General features: G+C 56.1%; 13 protein-coding genes. 4 read left to right on the top strand and 9 right to left on the bottom strand.

Translation table 11 applies throughout. From position 1 onward, the window contains the following. Positions 1-3 precede the first annotated feature (3 nt). Genes CAUR_RS20945 through CAUR_RS11755 form a run of 3 tightly spaced genes read right to left on the bottom strand, consistent with a single transcriptional unit; the run spans position 4 to position 3,832 of the window. Positions 4-147, bottom strand: coding sequence for a hypothetical protein (locus tag CAUR_RS20945; protein WP_015909190.1), 144 nt, complete (start codon positions 145-147; stop codon positions 4-6). A 55-nt stretch (positions 148-202) separates the two neighbouring features. After that, complete coding sequence (locus tag CAUR_RS11750) at positions 203-3,301, bottom strand: AAA family ATPase (RefSeq protein WP_012258108.1); 3,099 nt, start codon at positions 3,299-3,301, stop codon at positions 203-205. Between the two features lie 30 nt (positions 3,302-3,331). Continuing rightward, a complete protein-coding gene (locus CAUR_RS11755; protein ID WP_012258109.1) occupies positions 3,332-3,832 on the bottom strand; it encodes a hypothetical protein in 501 nt (166 codons plus the stop codon). 678 nt (positions 3,833-4,510) lie between these two features. Here CAUR_RS11755 and CAUR_RS11760 point away from each other — a divergent pair. The 4 genes from CAUR_RS11760 (at position 4,511) to dnaK (ending at position 9,905) form a co-directional block, all read left to right on the top strand. Beyond that, the gene (locus tag CAUR_RS11760; protein ID WP_012258110.1) at positions 4,511-5,266 is read left to right on the top strand and encodes a TerC family protein; all 756 of its coding nucleotides are present in this window, start codon (positions 4,511-4,513) and stop codon (positions 5,264-5,266) included. Positions 5,267-5,270: 4 nt separating this feature from the next. Then, positions 5,271-6,197: a LysR family transcriptional regulator gene (locus tag CAUR_RS11765; protein ID WP_012258111.1), complete on the top strand. Its 927-nt coding sequence runs from the start codon at positions 5,271-5,273 to the stop codon at positions 6,195-6,197. Positions 6,198-6,693: 496 nt separating this feature from the next. Further along, positions 6,694-7,911, top strand: a complete 1,218-nt coding sequence (locus CAUR_RS11770; protein WP_012258112.1) for a flavin monoamine oxidase family protein — start codon at positions 6,694-6,696, stop codon at positions 7,909-7,911. A gap of 119 nt (positions 7,912-8,030) precedes the next feature. After that, positions 8,031-9,905 (top strand): molecular chaperone DnaK, encoded by a 1,875-nt coding sequence (gene dnaK / locus CAUR_RS11775; protein ID WP_012258113.1) that lies wholly within the window; start codon positions 8,031-8,033, stop codon positions 9,903-9,905. Positions 9,906-10,368: 463 nt separating this feature from the next. On the opposite strand, the gene CAUR_RS11780 is transcribed toward dnaK, so the two are convergent. The 6 genes from CAUR_RS11780 to CAUR_RS11805 form a co-directional block, all read right to left on the bottom strand. Further along, positions 10,369-14,130, bottom strand: coding sequence for an AAA family ATPase (locus CAUR_RS11780; protein WP_012258114.1), 3,762 nt, complete (start codon positions 14,128-14,130; stop codon positions 10,369-10,371). 362 nt (positions 14,131-14,492) lie between these two features. Continuing rightward, positions 14,493-14,915: a hypothetical protein gene (locus CAUR_RS11785; RefSeq protein WP_012258115.1), complete on the bottom strand. Its 423-nt coding sequence runs from the start codon at positions 14,913-14,915 to the stop codon at positions 14,493-14,495. A gap of 130 nt (positions 14,916-15,045) precedes the next feature. Next, the gene (locus tag CAUR_RS11790; protein ID WP_012258116.1) at positions 15,046-15,438 is read right to left on the bottom strand and encodes a type II toxin-antitoxin system VapC family toxin; all 393 of its coding nucleotides are present in this window, start codon (positions 15,436-15,438) and stop codon (positions 15,046-15,048) included. Beyond that, positions 15,435-15,650: a hypothetical protein gene (locus CAUR_RS11795; protein ID WP_012258117.1), complete on the bottom strand. Its 216-nt coding sequence runs from the start codon at positions 15,648-15,650 to the stop codon at positions 15,435-15,437. The genes CAUR_RS11790 and CAUR_RS11795 overlap by 4 nt, the downstream gene beginning before the upstream one ends. 236 nt (positions 15,651-15,886) lie before the next feature. Continuing rightward, positions 15,887-17,200: an adenylate/guanylate cyclase domain-containing protein gene (locus tag CAUR_RS11800; RefSeq protein WP_012258118.1), complete on the bottom strand. Its 1,314-nt coding sequence runs from the start codon at positions 17,198-17,200 to the stop codon at positions 15,887-15,889. A gap of 220 nt (positions 17,201-17,420) precedes the next feature. Next, on the bottom strand, positions 17,421-18,596 hold the full coding sequence (locus tag CAUR_RS11805) for a glycosyltransferase family 4 protein (protein WP_012258119.1): 1,176 nt from the start codon (positions 18,594-18,596) through the stop codon (positions 17,421-17,423).

An 18,596-nucleotide genomic window follows, 5' to 3' on the forward strand; every position in this document is an offset into this window, starting at 1 on the left:
AGTTTACTCTCCGCTGGTTGAGGATGTGGTATCGCCGGCACGAGCCTTCTCGCGAGCAAGACGGACAATGGCGCGCACGATGAGCAGGAGTTCGATTGCGACTGCCAGTACGAAGCCATACTTGAGTAGCGTTGGTATGATCTCCACGGCGGTTCCTTTCTTCTTGGGCAGAGCAGGTTAGTTCAACTTCAGGAGTGTCTCTCTATCCACGCAGTTCCCAGCGGCTACCGAGCGGCGTTTTGCGAATTTCGAGCGTCGCCGGGAAGCGATCCTTCAAATCATCAATATGCGTGATCACGATGATGCGAGCAAAATCGCGTTGCACAGCGGTAATTGCTTCGACCATGCGTTCACGACCATCGGCATCGAGCACGCCAAACCCTTCGTCAATCACGAGGGTTTCGAGCCGGGCACCGGCCCGGTGGGCGAGTAGTCGTGAAAGGGCCATCCGAATAGCAAAATTGACCCGCATCGCTTCACCACCGCTAAACGCGGCGTAATCACGGGTGCCCAGGGCATCGGCGATCCGTACCTCCAGCGTCTCTACCGTGTCCCCTTTTTTGGTGTCACGCTGCATCTCGAAGCGCAGATGCATCTGCCCATCGGTCAGGCGGGCCAGCAGCCGGTTAGCTTCGTCTTCGAGTTGGGGAATGGCCGTTTCGATCAGCATGGCCTGAACGCCCTTTTTGCCGAAGGCTTCCGCCAGCTCGGCAAAGAGGGCGGTGCGTTCGCTAAGCTGACGCTCCTGGGTCTGAAGCGACTCAACCTCGGCTGCCGCCGATTCGGCCTGCCTGTAGTAGGCTTGCTTTTCGGCCAGATCGCGTCCGGCGGCCTGAAGTGCCTGTTCGTTCGCGCTGAGTTGCTGTTTTACCTGATTGACCGTTGCCTGGACGGTCGGTAAGACTCGTAGCTGATGGGCCAGGGCTTCAGCTTCGGCGTGCAGGGTTTGCCGTTCGCGTTCGGCGTGATCGCAGAGCTGTTGGGTCTGCTCGCGTAGTTTGAGGTCGGTGGCGTAGCGTTGCTCGGCCAGGAGTAGATCGCGTTCTGCCTGTTCCCAGCGGGTGAGGCTGCGTACCAGGGCACGTGTCGCTTCGAGGTCTTCCGGTCGGTAGTTGAGGGATTCAAGTTCGGCAACCACCTGGCGTCCGGCAACCCGAATCTCGTGGCCAAAGTCATTTTCGGCGATCTGGCGTTGCAATTCGGCTACGGTCGCTTCGGCAGCGGGAAGATCACGCAGTGCATGCTCGATGCGTTCAATGTCGTTCTGGCAGGTACTCAATTCGCCTTCGAGCCGGCTGTGTTCGCGCAACTGCTGCTCAAGTGTCATCATCTCGTCGTTGAGCATGCGGAGGTCGCGTTGCACACTCTCAATGTCACCCGCCGCCTCCAGGTCGGTGATCAGGGTGTCCAGTTCGGCCTGTACCGCGGGATTGATGGAGCCGGTGGTCAGTTGCCCGGTAAGGGTGGCAATGCGCTGCGCCAGTTGGTCACGTTCGGTTTGCCAGGTGGCAGCCTGATTGAGCTGGTGGTGCAGGGATTCAATGGTTGCAGCCTGTTGGCGGAGTCTGGTGAGTTCCTGTTCTGTGCTGGTCAGGGTGCTGCGAATCTGTTTCAGTTCTTGTTCGGCGGCCTGGATCGCTGCTTTCGCCTGGGTCTCCTGGGCTTGCAGCCGTTCCAGTTCTTGCCGGTAATGGGCGTACACGTGGTCGGCTTCGTTGGCGGCCAGGTGACGCCGACAGACCGGGCATTCCCCTTTGCCGGTGGCGAGTAATGCCTGGTTGGTCTGCAATGTCTCGATGTCGCGGCGGGCTTGAGCAGCCTCCGCCCGTGCTGCACTCAAGCGATCCAGCACGACTTGCTCTTGTTGACGCCGGTTAAGCTGTTCGGCTTCAAGGATTTGGACGCGAGCCTGGGCATCCTGGGCCGCACGCAACGCATTTCGCCAGGTTTCAACATCGCTGAGCTGGCGGTCGAGGCGGGCAAGTTCCTGATGCGAACGGTTTAGCTCACTTTGCAGCGTATTCCGCTGTTGTTCGAGTTGATTCTGGAGAAGGCGCTGTCGCATGACCAGGTCACGAATGTGGTTCAGATGTTGTTCAAGCGCAGTGCGCTGGTGCTGACACTGTACCAGCCGTTCGTGAACCGGTGCCAGTTCGCGGAGGCGCTGGCGAATCGCTGCTACCCGTTGTTGCAATCCAACAAGGCGTTGAGCTTCGGCGTACAGCCGATCAAGTTGCTGAATGGCGTGTGACAACCGCTCGTTGAGCAGGTTGAGTTCAGCCTTCAATTCCTGTTGTAGCTCGCGTTTGCGGGCCATTAGTTCGTCGTAGCGGGTACGAAGCTGCTCAAGCCGTTCCAGGTCGGCACGGGCTGCGTGCAATTCGGCCAGACCGGCCTCGATGAGCGGACGTTGGGCGATGGTCTGTTCAGCCTGGGCAATGCGTGCGTTCAGCTCACGTAGCTCATTGCTGTAGCGTTGGATTTCACCGGTCAGGATGGCAATGCGGTTCTGGACTTCGCGTTGCCGATGCGCTTCTTGCTCCAGGTGACGCAGCTTTTCGGATGCCTGGGTGAACTCTGCTTCCAGCGCTGTGCGTTGCTGTTGGAGTGTGTGCTGTCGTTGTTCGGCTTCAGCGACGGCTTGCTGCCAGAATGGTACCTGATTGGCTATTGGTTGGAGTGTTTCGAGCTGGCCGCGTACCCGAATCAGATCGGCTTCGAGCAGACGCACCCGTTCACGGGCACGGCGTTCGAGTTCGGCGTATTCGGCCAGATCGAGGATTTCGGCCAGTACCTCTTTGCGTTCGGCTGGGGTTTTGCTGGTGAACTCGTCAGCTCTGCCCTGCAACAGGAAGGAAGCGTTGACAAAGGTGGTATACGACATGCGCAACAGTTCAGTAATTTTACGCTGGGTCTCGCGGATGGTGTTTTCGCCGATGGGGCGCCAGGTGGTACCGTCAAACTGTTGCAGATCAAGCCAGGTTTTGCCGGCGCCTGTGCCGCGTCCACTGCTCCGCCCGCGTTGACGCTGGCGAATCACCCGGTATTTGCGTCCGTCGAGGGCAAAGACCAGTTCCACCATCATTTCTGTCTCGCCCTGGGTGATCAGATCGTCGTCGGGTCGGCGCGCTTCGCCCCATAATGCCCAGGTGATCGCGTCGAGCAAGGTGGATTTCCCGGCCCCATTTTCGCCCGATAAGCAAAGGACGTGCAGGCCGTCGAGGTCGAGGCGGAGCGGATCACCATTTTCGGTGGCGCGGTAGCACATAAAGTTGCGCAGGGCCAGTTGTAGAGGGATCATAGCGTGACTTCAGTATTGTCATGCCGGGCGCTATCTGCGCCCGCCAGGCTTCTCCGGGATCAGTTCTGGCTCGACGTTCAGGGCTTCGGCGATGCGGCGAATGCCCTGATCGCTGAAGCTAATCAGATAAAATGGGGCCAGCGGTAAGCGTTCTCCCGAACGAAGGGCCAGGAGCAGCCGATATTGTGCCCGGCGCAAGACGCGAACTTCTAACCCCTTGACATCGGTGAGCTGACGTTCCTGGTGCCTGCGTCCGAGTAGCCCATACGAGGTAACTGTCACCAGTTTGCGACGATAGTCAATCTGGCAAATCCCCAACTGACCACCGGTGATCAGGGCAAAGAATGCCATGCCAACGAGCAGAGCAACGGCGATGGCAGTACCGCTGGTCAATGGTTGGTTGCCAGCAACGATTGACTGCACGATGGTGCCTACACCGTAAGCCACCAGGCCAACAAAACTCCAGGTTAGCCAGGGAATAAAGTGAATGGTCAGACGTTCGGGATTACGCTGCGCTAACTGCCAGGTCATACTGTTCACCTATGTGTACTGTCGCTATTGCCATTATATCAGGTTAGAAGTTATCTCATTCATTACTGACCGTCTCCATGATCGTGACCATCACACAGCATTCCCGTGACCAGTATTGTCAACGGCGTGCCACACGCCGGATTGTGAGCACGGCTGCTGCGGCAGCATGGCTGCCGCACTCCAAACTCCGCGACACGCGCATGGCGAACGGGCAAGGCAACCAATTCAGCGAGTTGATAACACGCCCGAAGCTGCACTCTGCTAACGGGCCAGGAGCGGTAGGCTGTCTTTGATGATTGGCAAACGTGCATGCGCCTGTGCGATGGTTGGGTAGCACAACAGCACGGCTTTTTATGAAAGTTGCTACCTTATTCACCACAGAGACACGGAGGACACAGAGTATGTAGATACCTCGGGTTGCTTCCGTGAGATGTGACGTAGTACGTCCACAGGAACTTGTTGCTCCCCATATCGTTCGTGCAGTTACGCCATACAGTGTTGCGTGCAATGTCGTGCTGGTCATCCGGGCAGTCAGCCTCGCTGGCCTGCTCACAGCATAGGTGGCAACTTGAGTTATGAAATAAGTTCTAGTGATCGCTTATTGACCGGGCTATTGGCGAGTGCTACTATTAGCGCAATGTGCAATTCCTTTCAGCACACGGAAGGTACAAGAAGGTTATGGAAGCTATCTTTTCGGTCGAAAATCTGTTGGCGCTGGTAACGTTGACGATGATGGAGATTGTGCTTGGCGTTGATAATATCATCTTCATCAGCATTCTGGCGGGCAAATTGCCCACTGCGCAGCAACGTCCGGCGCGGCAGATCGGTCTGGCCCTGGCGCTGATCACCCGACTCCTGTTGTTACTCTCGATTAGCTGGATTGCCGGTCTCACCCAGCCGCTCTTTGAGATCGGGCCGTGGCATGTTACCGGTCGTAGCCTGATTATGCTCGGTGGTGGTCTGTTCCTTATCTACAAGGCAACGACTGAAATCCACGAGAAGCTGGAGGGGGCTGAGCATACCGAACAATCAGCGGCGGCGACAACGATGCAGGCGGTGGTCTTTCAGATCATCTTGCTGGACATCGTCTTCTCGCTCGACTCGGTCATTACAGCGGTTGGTATGGCGAATGCGCTGTGGGTGATGATGACTGCGGTGATCATTGCGGTGGGGGTGATGCTCTTTCTGGCCGAAGGGATTGCAAAGTTTGTCAGCGATCATCCCACGATCAAGATGCTGGCGCTCAGCTTCCTGTTACTCATCGGTTTTTCGCTGGTTGCCGAAGGCTTTGAACTGCACATTCCGAAGGGGTATATCTACTTCGCGATGGGCTTTTCGGTGATGGTCGAGTTGCTGAATCTGCGGGTCGCAGCCAGGGCGCGCCAGCCGGTGCAGTTGCATCAACGCTACGACACAACCAAACTGAGCCATTGATCGTATGCTGAATACCGTCTACTTGCAAACCTTTCTTGCCGTCGTCGAGACGGGTTCGTTTTCAGCCGCCGCCAAGCGACTGCACCTCTCACAACCGGCGGTGAGTCAGCAAATTCGGGCGTTAGAGGAGCAGGTTGGCGGTGTCCGGCTGTTTCGGCGGAGTGGACAACAGATGGTGCTGACGCTGGCCGGTGAGCAGTTGCTGACCAGCGCCCGTGAAATGGTAGCCCTGGCCGAACGCACGGTACAGGCGGTCAGTGCGTTGCGCGGTCAGGTTGGTGGGCGGGTGGCGATTGGTTGTCTCGCCGGGGGAGTTGAGGCATTTCTGCCACATCTGTTGACGATTGTGCAGCGTCAGTATCCGGCGTTGACGGTAGATATCGAGTTGCAGCAGGCTGAGCGTTTGTTTGAAGGACTGGCCGAGCGGCGCTTTGATCTGGCAATTTTGAGCGATGCACCGCGACGACGTGGTTTCGAGACGCGCTTACTGGCCGGTGAACGGCTGGCATTGACGGCGGTAATTGGGCATGACCTGTTGCAGCAGGAACAGGTACCAGTCGGTGTGCTTCGTGACTATCCCCTGGCCCTGCCACGTGTCGGCCATCCGTTGCGCCGTTCTATCGAAGATGGTCTGCGACGGCGTGGCCTTTCGGTTGGCGAATTGCGTGTTGTCTGTGAAACCGATAGTCCGTTGTTGCTGCGGGCAGCAGTAGAGGCCGGCCAGGCGCTGGCCTTTTTGCCGGTCAGTGTGCTGCCCACACGTCTGGATCGGCTGGGGGTGGTGGCGTTAGCCGGTCAGCCACTGGTACAGGAGTGGTATCTAATACGGTTGCGTGAACGAACGACGGCCCGGATTGTTGATCTGTTGGTCGAATGCCTGTTGGGTGAAGAGGCACGGTCAACGCTCCTGCGCCTGGGCTTGTCGGCGTGACGACGAGAGTCTGATCGGCGTGCGTACACGCTCTCGCCAATGAAGGCAGGGCGGGTAGCAGCGGCACAGGCTGTAGCGCCTGGGGTGCAACCACGGATTGAATGTCGTCAAACCCATAGCCAGATGTACTGGTGATCGGCGTGCGTACACGCTCTCGCCAATGAAGGCAGGGCGGGTAGCAGCGGCACAGGCTGTAGCGCCTGGGGTGCAACCACGGGTTGAATGTCGTTACACCCATAGCCAGATGTACTGGTGATCGGCGTGCGTACACGCTTTCGTCTGTGAAGGCAGGACGGGTAGCAGCGGCGCAGGCTGTAGCGCCTGGGGTGCAACCACGGGTTGAATGCCGTCAAGCCCATAGCCAGATGTACTGGTGATCGGCGTGCGTACACGCTCTCGCCAATGAAGGCAGGACGGGTAGCAGCGGCGCAGGCTGTAGCGCCTGGGGTGCAACCACGGATTGAATGTCGTCAAATCCATATCCGGTGGAGTTGTTATGTACGATGTACTGGTGATTGGAGCGGGTATTGCCGGTTTAGCCGCTGCCCATGCGTTGCAGGCTGCCGGTTTGCAGGTGCTCGTGGTTGAGGCACGGCAGCGGATTGGCGGTCGTATTTGGACGGATACGCGCTACGGGCCGGTTGAATGTGGGGCTGAGTTTATTCACGGGCAGCGGGCGGCAACCTGGGAGTTGGTGCGGCGGGCCGGTTTGCCGACTTCGCGGTGGGGCCGTGATCGTCTGTTCGTGGTCGGTGGCCGGATTCTGGTAGACCATTCGTTTGGGCGGTCGGTGATCGCGCTCTATCAGCATATCTGCGATTATCGTGGCCCTGAGTTGAGTGTTGCCGAACTGATTGAGCAGTCAGCCGCGCCGCCAGAGGTGAAGGTGCTGGTTGGGCGCTGGCTGGCCAATATTGAAGGCGCTGATCTCAATCGGTTGAGTGCGACCGCGCTGGCCCGTGAACGGCGTTTGAGTACTATCGGCGAAGATAATTTTCATATCGATTGCGGGTACGAGCGTCTGCTGACGCCGCTCAGCGTCGGTCTGCGGATTGAGCTGGGGGTAGCGGTAACGCTGGTGCGTTGGGATGGCGATCAGGTTGAGGTCGAGCTGGCCGATGGGCGACGGCTTCAGGCGCGCTATCTGGTGGTGACGGTGCCCGTTTCATTGCTGCAAGCCGGTATTCCGGCCTTTGAGCCGCCGCTGCCGGCAGAGAAACAGGTGGCGATAAACGCGATTCCGATGGGGCATGTGACCAAACTGGTGATCTGGTTTGACCGCCAGTTTTGGCCGGATTTTACGGTGCTGAGCACGGATGGCGTGATTGCGACCTGGTGGCCGGTGCTGAGCGCCCACACGCCCACGCTGATGGGCTATATGGGTGGGCGGCAGGCATTGACGGTGGCCGATTTGGGGCAAGATGAGGCGATCAGTGTTGCGTTGGGTGAGTTGCAGCACCTGTTTGGGGTGGATGTGAGGCCGTACTATCGGGATGGGCGTCTGGTTGACTGGTCGCGCGACCCGTGGAGTCGGGGGGCGTACAGTTACAGTGCAGCCAATACGCCGGCTGCGCGTGTCGCGTTAGCAGCACCACTCGGTCCCATTCATTTTGCCGGTGAAGCAACGGTGACCGGTGCGGAGATTGCGACGGTGCATGGCGCTTTTGAGAGTGGGCGCCGGGCGGCGCGGGCGATCCTGCTGGCCCAGAGGTAGCAGATTCAAACACACCTCTAACATACCGCTAGTGTATCGTTGGTAGAAAACAGGTACACTACACACAGATACAAAAGCCCGCAGGGGACACAACAACGTTGCAATGGGAGGCCAGTAATATGGGCAAGATTGTAGGAATTGACCTTGGCACGACGAACTCGTGCATTGCAGTTATGGAAGGTGGCGATGTGGTCGTCATTCCGAACGCGGAAGGCAACCGCACGACGCCATCGGTGGTAGCGTTCGCCAAGAATGGTGAGCGGCTGGTGGGTTTGACCGCCAAGCGACAGGCGACCATCAACCCAGAAAATACACTGTATTCCGTGAAGCGCTTTATCGGGCGTTCGTTCGACGAAGTGACCGAAGAGCGTGAGCGTGTGCCGTTCAAAGTGGTGAAGGGGCCACGCAACGATGTACGGATTTACGTACCACAGACGAACAAAGAGTATGCGCCGCAAGAGATCTCGGCAATGGTCTTGCAGAAGCTGAAAGCCGATGCCGAGGCATTTTTGGGCGAGCCGGTAACGCAGGCCGTGATCACGGTGCCGGCCTACTTCAACGACAGTCAGCGCCAGGCAACGAAGGATGCCGGTAAGATTGCCGGTCTGGAAGTGCTGCGTATTATCAACGAGCCAACGGCGGCTGCGCTGGCGTATGGCCTGGATAAGAAGAAAGACGAGACCATCCTGGTCTTCGACCTCGGTGGTGGTACCTTCGACGTGAGCATCCTTGAAGTTGGTGATGGTGTGATCGAGGTCAAGGCGACCAGTGGTGATACTCACCTCGGTGGTGATGACTACGACGCAGCCATCGTCAACTGGATCATCGAGGAGTTCCGCAAGGATCAGGGTATTGATCTGAGCAAAGACCGCCAGGCGCTGCAACGCTTGAAAGAGGCGGCTGAGAAGGCCAAGATGGAACTCAGCTCGATGATGGAGACTGAGATCAACCTGCCCTTCATCACTGCCGATGCGAGCGGGCCGAAGCATCTGGCGATGAAGCTGACACGGGCGAAGTTCGAGCAGTTGACGGCACACCTGACCGAACGGCTGCGCGAGCCGGTGTTGCGGGCGTTGAAGGATGCCGGTCTGCAACCCAGCCAGATCGATGAGGTGGTGCTGGTCGGTGGTTCGACCCGGATGCCGGTTGTGCAGGAACTGGTACGCAAGATGCTCGGCAAGGAGCCGAACAAGAGCGTGAACCCGGACGAGGTGGTCGCGGTCGGTGCGGCAATCCAGGCCGGTGTGTTGGGTGGTGAAGTCAAGGATGTGCTCTTGCTTGACGTAACGCCGCTCTCGCTCGGTGTCGAGACGCTCGGTGGGGTGATGACGAAGCTGATTGAGCGCAACACGACCATCCCCACCCGCAAGACCGAGATCTTCTCGACGGCGGCTGATGGGCAGACGGCGGTTGACATTCACATCTTGCAGGGTGAGCGCGAGATGGCAGCCGACAACATCACGTTGGGTCGGTTCCGCCTCGAAGGAATTCCGCCGGCGCCGCGTGGCGTGCCGCAAATTGAGGTGACCTTCGATATTGACGCGAACGGTATCTTGAACGTGAGCGCACGCGACAAAGCGACCGGTAAGGAGCAGCGGATCACGATTACGGCCAGCACGAACCTCTCGAAAGAAGAGGTCGAGCGCATGATCCGCGATGCCCAGGCTCACGCTGCTGAAGACAAGGCTCGCCGTGAGCTGGTTGAGCTGAAGAACCAGGCCGATAGCCTGGCGTATCAGGCCGAGAAGTCGCTCAAGGAGTTGGGTGATAAGGTTGACAGCATCGAGCGTGGTCGCATCGAGGGGCTGATCAAGGATCTGCGCGAAGCGATTGCGCAAGAGGATCGCAACCGCATTCAGAAACTCTCGAACGACTTGCAGCAGGCGATGTTTAAGGTCTCGCAGGCGGCCTACGGTGATGGCGCTGCGCCGGGTGCCGGTAGCAGTGGTCGCAAAGACGATGGCGTGGTAGAGGGTGAGTATACCGTGAACTAAGCGCTCCTATCACCCGTGACTTGCAAGTGCGGCAGCTTTTGCTGCCGCACTTTTACATGGGCGATCATGGGTGAGGGGGAGGCAGGGTTGAGGTCAAATCTTATCTGACACTATTGCCGCATTCATCCGGGTTGTGCCGATGATCGCCACGGAGTGTCAGGGATCACAGCGTATCCGGTGCCAGACTGTGATGTACCAGGTCGCGTATGATGTGTGATGAGCGAACATTATCTGTCAAGGCGCTCCATGTTTTGCGTGTCGGGATCCAGGCGTACCGCGGTACCTCCGGTGCATCCGGTCAGGCGTAGGGGCGGGTTCTGAACCCGCCCCTACCAACCGGTTTGGAGATGTAACACCTCTTTCTTGCGCACCGAAGTGGAATGCTTGAGGGTGTAGCACGAAGGTGACGGTAGATAGTGTGTCTTGACTTCTGTTAAATGTGATATCAGACCCACTCCTACCCTCATCTGCCGCTATCATCGCGTAGTGCCAGCGGGAACAGCAGTCCAACCTGCCAGCGAATCAGGCGCGCCATCCAGCGTTGCTTCGGTGAAAGCGGCATAGTGAGCAAAGCCCGATAACTACGGATCAGATACAGGGCCGGGGGAGGGGCACCGTTTATCTGCTGAAGGGCTTGCACGGCCAGCTCGTGGGCCTGCCGGGTTTCACCGCTCATCAGCGCGATACGAGCGGCCAGAACGGTATGCCAGATCTGATCGGCACGGCTGATTCGGTTCGCATCGGTAAACAAATTACTCGCGGCCTGCCATTCGCTCACCGCTGCGGCAACATCACCGTTCGCCAGATAGAACTCGGCAGCGCTTAAACGACCCCATACCTGCACCTGATGATCGCGGCTACGTTCGCTGCGCATGGCAATCTCGCCGGCACCTGCCAATGCTTCAGGTACATCACCGAGTCGTAACTGTACCATTGCCAGCAAAGCACGACATTCGAGCCAGCGGCGAGTTTCGCCGGTTTGCTGAGCAATGCTCATGCCGAACTGAAGGGCCGCCTGGGCCTGACGCCATTCACTACGGATAAGTGCGGCCAGACCTTGCATCTGGGCTACCCAGGCCATTGTCGAGGGATCGTTCAGGCGTTTGGCCAGTCTCATCGCTTTACGGCGGTACAATCGGGCCAGCATTGGTAAGCGATTCAGCGCTATTTCCATACTGGCGTATGAACGCGCCTGGATTGTCGGTAAGCGGGTGGTTTCGGCCAGATTCATTGCAAACAATAATCTGTAGAGCATCGTCAGCGGGTCGTGCTGGTAATAATCGATCTGTACCAGTAGATGAGCAGCGCGGGCAATCTCTACTGCATTCTTGCCTGCCGGTAGGTCTCGTTTGGGGATACCCAGCAGGATGAGAATCTGTTGAATGACCTCGATGAATAACGACCAGATCAACCTGCGCCGTCTAACAGGTAGGTGGTACCCCAGGTGACGAAGTGCACTCTGTAACAGCCGATAACTCTCGGCAAGGCGCCCCTGACCGTAGTAGGCCTCTGCCAGCAGTCGTTCCCGGCGCCCAATAACCGATGCTTCTTCGTCGATACCTATCTGGTGAGCCTTGCTCAGCAGATCAATTGCATTGGCATAATCACCGGTATGTAGTGCCAGTTCTCCCGCCTGTTCGAGAAACGGTTTAGCGCGCAGCGTTTCGCCGGCTGCCTGCCAGTGGTGAGCAATCGTGATGGCACGTAGAGGGTCGTGTCCAGTATGTTGTTCGAGGTATGCTGCGAGGCGAGCGTGTAGTTGACGGCGCTGGGCAAAACTCATTAGATTGTAAATGGCTTCGGCAATCGCTGCCGGGCGGAAGGCGTATTGCAGGTGTGGTTCAAAGCGTTCCAGAACAATCAACCCGGCCTGTTGGAGCGCGAAGAGCTGGCCGGTCAATTGGGCCTCGCTTAGCCCGGATGGGTGAATCGCCGCCAGTGTCGTCGGATCAAATTCGGCGCCGATAATACTGGCTGCTTTCAGGGTCAGTTGCTGGTCGAGGGTTAACTGATCGAAGCGGCTCGTGATCAATCCCTGTACTGTTGCCGGTAAACGCACCATCTGGAGGGCCGTTTTCGTTGCTCCTGGCACAAAACGACACATCTGATGCTGGCGCATTAACAGACCGGCATCGCGTAGTGCCTTAGCCAGTTCGAGGCTGAAGAATGGATGCCCTTGGGTCTGATCGGCAATCATGCGCCAGATTGCTTCATCAACCTGACTGACATCCAGCGCATGGGCGATCAAATCGTGGATCTCTGGCGGACTCAGGCCCTGGAGCTTGATATGGTCAACCAGGGGGTGATACAGGAAGCGACGCTGCTCCTCGGTCTGGTTGAGTGGTGGTCTTCCGGTCACGATCAGCAAGATGGGGACTGGCTGTTCGAGCAGATTGATCAGCAAGCTCCAGGTTGGTTCATCGAGCCACTGTACGTCTTCAATTGCGATCATCAGCGGTGCGTGCTCGGCGGCTTTGCTCAAGACCGCAATTAATCCATCGTGGACACGCCCGGCGTAACCCTGGTCAGGTGACGCTGTGGGGTTAGCTATCGTGGTCAGGTTCGTGGGCCACAACTGACGGCTAATATGGTAAATGTCATCGCTGAGGACGGCCAGCCGTACATCGTTGAGTAATTCGAGTAAACCGCTACGAATAGTATGGTAAGGGCTACGGTCGATAGCGCGCGCAGTTGCAGAGAGGATAACCGTATTCTGGGCACGGGCCTGATTGAGAAACTCCTGTACCAGGTGTGATTTGCCGATACCGGCTTCGCCGCTGATCATCACACCGCCACTCTGCCCGCGTTGCAAGCGGTCGAGGCGGTCGAGCAGCAAAGCCATCTCACTGGTGCGCCCGACAAAAGCGTGGTTGTAACGTGCCTTGCTGATAAGCTGGCGGTTGGTATCATCAGTGATGTTGAGCACCGGCTGGAAGACGGTTACCGGATCGCTAATGCCGCGCAGGTGTAATGGCGGCAGGGCGTTGAAGGTGATCCGCTCGCGACAGGCTGCGGCGGTTTCGCCATCGCAGAGGAGCGGTATCTGCTGTTGGCGGGCTGCCTGCATCAGACGGGCGGCGCGGTTGACAACCGAACCCATCATGGTGTATTCGCGCCGCTCCAGACCGCCCACCGAGCTACAGAGTGCCGGCCCACTCGTCAGGCCGATTGTGCAGGAAAAACCCAGATTCGAGAGCGTATTGACAATATCGTGAGCAGCTAACACCCCACGTAGTGCATCGTCTTCGTGGGCAAAGGGAGGAAGGCCAAATGCCGCTAACAACGTTGGCCCCTTGTTGTCGATGCCCAGACGATTGATACTGCCTTCATAGCGGTAGAGGCAGGTCTGCAGGGCGCGTACTGCCGCTTGCGCTGCCGGTAATGGGGTGGTGGCATTCAGATCACCGAGATGGGCAAAGAGTACGGTGACATAACGTTGTTCGGCCAGCCATGCGCTTTGACCGGCATCGATACGGCTCAAGATCGCTTTCGGAACATACGAGCGTAATAATTCGATTTGCTCCTGATCGATAACCGGTGTGGTGAATGCGCGCAGCGGCACATCGTCGAGTAGGGCGGTCAAGCGCCAGTGGCTGTCAGATAGAGGCTCGGCCTCGCACCATGGCTGCGCCAGCTCCCAGGCATTGGCGGTAAGGGCAACTTCTCCCGGTGGTGCGGCAGCTTCGGCTGCACCGGCTGCGCGTACTGCATCACCAACGATCAGGAGTTCCCAGCGGTCGTAGATGCCGCCAAGATGCATCAGGGTGACATCGCCGGCCCCGATTCCGACACGGGCGCGTAGTCGTCGTGCTGCCTCGTCGATGACTTCCGTGCTCCAGACCGCAGGCGACATCATCATCTGAATTGCCAGACCGCATTGGATTGCCCGGCGAGTCAATACGGGTAATGGTTCATCACCGTACCAGAGCGCGATCAATCCATCACCGGAAAACTTGATCACATCACCACCGTGGACGGTCACGATCCGCACCAGATGACCAAAATAGAGATCGAGAATCTGCGTCAGCTCCTCGGTACCAGCCGGATTGGTGTGGGTCAGATGTTCGGTCAGCGCGGTGAATCCTGAGAGGTCGGCAAACAGGATGGCTGCCGGAAACGTCTCTTTTGCCGCTTCAAGGCGGCCATCAGCCCCGATATTTTGTAGCCGTCGCCGGATCAGGCCGGGAAGGTAGCAGGCCAGTTCAGCGAGATTTGCGAGCATCATGACAAGCGTCCATCGGTGGTTTGATAGCCAACCGCTGCGTCTTGGAATGTCCACGATGATATTATTATAGCTGATACAGATTGTTGAGCGATTATTGATCAGCTTTCGGTGTTGTGCAAGTTTTGTTGAATGTATTGCTATTCACAATGTTTCTGAAGTGTGGCGATGTTCTGTAAGCAAGTGACTTGCGTTAAGGAGAAGCTGAGCCGCGGGTCTTGACCAGAAGCTTATCCAGATCGTCTATTTGGATGCCAGGTGAAGGTATTGCCTTTACCTGGCTCAGATTTTTCGGATGGGTTGCTGATCAAAGTTGCGAAAACCATTGAGTGTCGATGTGCTGACACAAGGGCAGAGGGGTTTGATCAATCTAAAGGGTAGTACCAAATCTCAAAGCACCTGGCTATTTCTTCAACAAACAAACGCTGCAAAGTTGTAGTTGACCGCTGTTGTGGTTTCTTGCCCTGACGGTATTTCTGGAAGCGTTCAAGGGCAATACTCAAGGCTTGCGAGATATACGCGAAGAACTCGGTTTCCGAAACACTGACTTCCCGAAGCCTGATAACGCAATAGCGAATTCGCCTCTCAAATCGCTCATTATCCAAAATATCCCCAAAGAATGAAGAATTCCGCCAGTCGCCTTCATCAACGGAAATACTCTGCCTCTCCACATTCTCGAAGATGTAACGCCTTAGTTTTACTAAAAGATCGTGGTTGGGCGTAACGTAAACGGCTGGATTGTCGCCTGAAGTGTCAATGCTCCGAAGTGTATGTTTTAAGTTATTCACAAACTTTATGGCTTCTATATCTAAACCTATGACTCGTTAGCGCCGCGGGTCAGCGGCCTGCGCTTTACTGGTGCCGCGCAGTGCAGCGAAGCGGCGTCAGATGAACGCTGGTTGCGCGGCGTTTACGTATTCATCCAATTGTTACCACGTGCGGATACTGCAATATCTTCTCATCAGATGTTACCAGTGGACATCCGTAAATTCTTGCGGTTGCAACAATGATCTGGTCTGCTGGATCGCGATGGAATGGGGTTGGTAAGCGCGTTGACTCGATAGCAATCTCTGGCGTTAGTGCAAGAAGCTGCATCCCAGGATAGCTCAATGCCTGTTCAAACCACTCTTCTAAAGGCAAGGGCAATTCCAGACGTTTGTATTCCACAAGTTTAGCAACTTCCCAGCATGAAATGGCACTGATACCAATCAGTTCCGTTTCGTTATTCGTAATCGCTTCAATTTGCGCCTGTGTGAGTTGCGACGGGTCATGCACCCACCAAATCCAGATGTGAGTATCAAGTACAATCACTGCAATGCATCCCAGTCATTGTGTGCAACACTATCAAATGGGTCGATATAGCGAATCGGCTTGCCACGCAGGGGATATCGCTCGACGCCTGCTCGTTGGATAGGCGGGCTAAGAATAATTACTTCTACTTTTTCTCCAGCGTAGAAAGGCACCCCCCTTACGATAAGAACGCCGTTTTGGTGAAGAACGGTCTCAGTTCGAAAAGCCTTCATTGTATGCAATTCCTTTCTTTACGACTGAATTGCTGCCACATCTAGCATATTCACACACCCCCGCCTTCAATCTGCGCAACGGATAGTTCCGTGCAGCCCTGATTCATCCATCAGCGTCAGGAAGGGCGCAACAAACGTCCACATCGCGCCAGAACTATCACTCGGATGGTTGTTCGTGTCATACCTCAATGTTATACGATCAGAACTCAAAAGTCCATAACAGGTTCTAGCGAATATCATTCATGTTCAGGCTCTGCCTGGCAGGCTGATGGTTCGGCATTGGTGAGATGGGTGGTTTCGGAGAATACATAGACCTGTAAGGGGTTTTTCTTTCCTTTGACGGTAATAATATCTGGCGTAATTCGATAACATCCTTCGTTAATGGCTTGATATGCACGGCTAGAGACCAGGATTTCACCTTTGCGAGCGACGCTTTCCAGGCGTTTCGCAGTATTAACCGTATCTCCGATCACATCATAAAACCTGACCCCACGGCTACCTAACAGTCCTTCAACGACGGGGCCGTGATGGATACCGATTCCAACACCCAACTGCTCGTGGTCGAGCAACGGTTGAATATGTGACCGAATCATAATGGCAGCCTGAATGGCTGTCGTCGGGTCGGGGAAAATGGCCATTGCCTCATCGGCTGATAGTTTGTACTTGATAACTTGATAGCCAGAAAATACCTGTTCAATAATCTGATAATACGAATTGAGTAATTGCACAACTTCTTCGGGCGTTCTGTGTTCACTCCATGTCGTAAAACCGCGAATATCCATGAACAATATACTGCGTTCACGACGTTGTAGGGTTAATTGATCTGGATTTGTTAGCGAGAGATGTAGTAGTTTACGACCGAGCAACCATTCAGCGAACCTGTTGAATTGTCTGATTGTTTTAGTGAGCAGACGTAAGTGCCATTCACTGTACGCATGGGTCAGCCCGGCAATGGTGCCGAGCAACAGGATGAGAAATGTGATTATTTGATGATCAGGGTTGTTGAAAAATTGCTGAATGGATAGGTGCTGATTGAACGGTTGATCTTCTTGAAAAGTGTAAAACAAGAAGAGGATGATGCTGGTGCGAATGATATTTTCACTAATGATCACGATAGGATTGATGGCTGTCAGAGCAATTTGGGCGCGTAGAAATTGGAGTATAGCAATCGTGAGGGCAAAACCCCAATACGCAAAATGTAAGAGATGAAACCAGAAATGAGGGCCTTCGTAAATATAACCACCGATACTGTAGAGGATTGGGCCAATCAGGTTCCCTGTTAGGCGATGCCATGACGAGTTGTTGGCGTAGATGCTCAAGTAGCAGGTCTGTAACAGGCCGGCTGTGATCAGAATATAGGGTAGGGCGGAAGAAAAATAGACACCGGGTGATACCGTAACTGCTTCGCATCCAACCGCAGCTAAGGGGAAAAAGAGTGAATTCGTGGCGCATTCAGAAACGAATCGTAGACCCGGCGAACCTCGCCCCTGGTCTTCAGTTATAGAGGCTGTATCATTTACACTCGTCGGTTGTCTGAGTGAGTAGTGCATATGGTATTCCTGTTCGTTAGTACAGTGGTTTGATTCATATCTACACCCATAAGGGTTGTATCAACATCTTAAAAAAAGATTCTGAAGACATGCTGAAGCGAAGATTGAAACATGTTGGAGAGGTCTGATAGAAGGTATCGCATGCTCGTGCCGGGCACGCTGCTGGCCTGTTCTATTGATTTCCAGTTCCAGGAGATTGCTGAGTTGGAAGCGTGAACGGCTATCTGTGCCGATGCTGTACAAGGGTCAGTGCAATCCGCTCCAGTTCAGCACAATGCCGTTGCCACGAGAATTCGGCAACCACGCGCTCGCGGGCACGACGGCCCATGGCAAATGCTGCCTGTGGATCGCTCAGTACGCGCTCGATTGCTGCGGCCAGATCGACGATGTCGCCTTCCCGAAACAAGGCACCTTCCTGACCTTCCCGGATCACGTCGGTGAGTGGATGAATGGCAGCGGTGACAACCGGCAGCCCGGCGGCCATGTACTCGTAGATTTTGAGTGGTGACCAGAAAAATCCGGCGGTACGCAGTGCCGGATGGGGGGCGGTGTTGAATGGGGCCACACCGAGGTGGGCCTGAGCCAGGAGTTGGGGTAGGCGTTCGTAGGCGACGGCGCCGGTAAATGTGAAGCGATCAGCATATTCTGCGGCGAGAGCCTCTGCCGTAGCTCGTTCAGGGCCATCGCCGATCAGGGTAAAGCGATAGTTGTGCCCGCGCTCGATCAACAGACGAGCTGCACGCACGAAATCACTTACGCCGTGCCAGGGACGAAAGGTTCCCATAAAGATGATATTGGGTGGGCCGGGCACCGGTGCGGCTGGCGGTTTGAATGCCTCAACGTTGGCACCCCACGGTAATTCGACGATCTTGTCACGAGGGATGGCGGGTGGTACGGTGGTGTGCAGTGGCGTGACGATCCGATCTGCCCAGTGACATTGCTGTTCCGCCCAGTGCCGGAAAGGACTACCGAAGGCGTCATCAAGGCGGCGCTTGAGGACTGTCGGCGGATCGACGATCAGAGCATTTACTTCGAGAATAGTTGGAATCTGCAAACGGTGCGCGGCAATCATCCCGGCGCCGGCAAAGTTGTAGTAGCGCTCCATGATCAGATCGGGACGAAGCTGACGTGCCAGCCTGATCACAGCCGCAGCACCGAGCAGGCTCAATGCCTTGGGGATATCTTGATGATAAAGCGTAAACCCGGCGTATGGCCGGGCTGTAAGCCTGAACAGTGGTCTCAGGCGAAGATGATGCAGCGGTAGTTCGCGACTGGCTGCAACCACGTGGACATCATGGCCGAGATGGGCCAGTCCACGCGCCACCTCCAGGGTATGGATACTGCCGCCTACCGTACCTGGTGTCGGGATGCCGGAAGCAATGTACAGGATGCGCAC

This window comes from Chloroflexus aurantiacus J-10-fl (genome assembly GCF_000018865.1).
Classification (GTDB): Bacteria; Chloroflexota; Chloroflexia; order Chloroflexales; family Chloroflexaceae; genus Chloroflexus; species Chloroflexus aurantiacus.

Coding starts and splice junctions, on each gene's coding strand:
- CAUR_RS11750 (WP_012258108.1), bottom strand. CDS start 3,301: ATGATCCCTCTACAACTGGCCCTGCGCAACTTTATGTGCTACCGCGCC.
- CAUR_RS11755 (WP_012258109.1), bottom strand. CDS start 3,832: ATGACCTGGCAGTTAGCGCAGCGTAATCCCGAACGTCTGACCATTCAC.
- CAUR_RS11760 (WP_012258110.1), top strand. CDS start 4,511: ATGGAAGCTATCTTTTCGGTCGAAAATCTGTTGGCGCTGGTAACGTTG.
- CAUR_RS11765 (WP_012258111.1), top strand. CDS start 5,271: ATGCTGAATACCGTCTACTTGCAAACCTTTCTTGCCGTCGTCGAGACG.
- CAUR_RS11770 (WP_012258112.1), top strand. CDS start 6,694: ATGTACGATGTACTGGTGATTGGAGCGGGTATTGCCGGTTTAGCCGCT.
- dnaK (WP_012258113.1), top strand. CDS start 8,031: ATGGGCAAGATTGTAGGAATTGACCTTGGCACGACGAACTCGTGCATT.
- CAUR_RS11780 (WP_012258114.1), bottom strand. CDS start 14,130: ATGATGCTCGCAAATCTCGCTGAACTGGCCTGCTACCTTCCCGGCCTG.
- CAUR_RS11795 (WP_012258117.1), bottom strand. CDS start 15,650: ATGAAGGCTTTTCGAACTGAGACCGTTCTTCACCAAAACGGCGTTCTT.
- CAUR_RS11800 (WP_012258118.1), bottom strand. CDS start 17,200: ATGCACTACTCACTCAGACAACCGACGAGTGTAAATGATACAGCCTCT.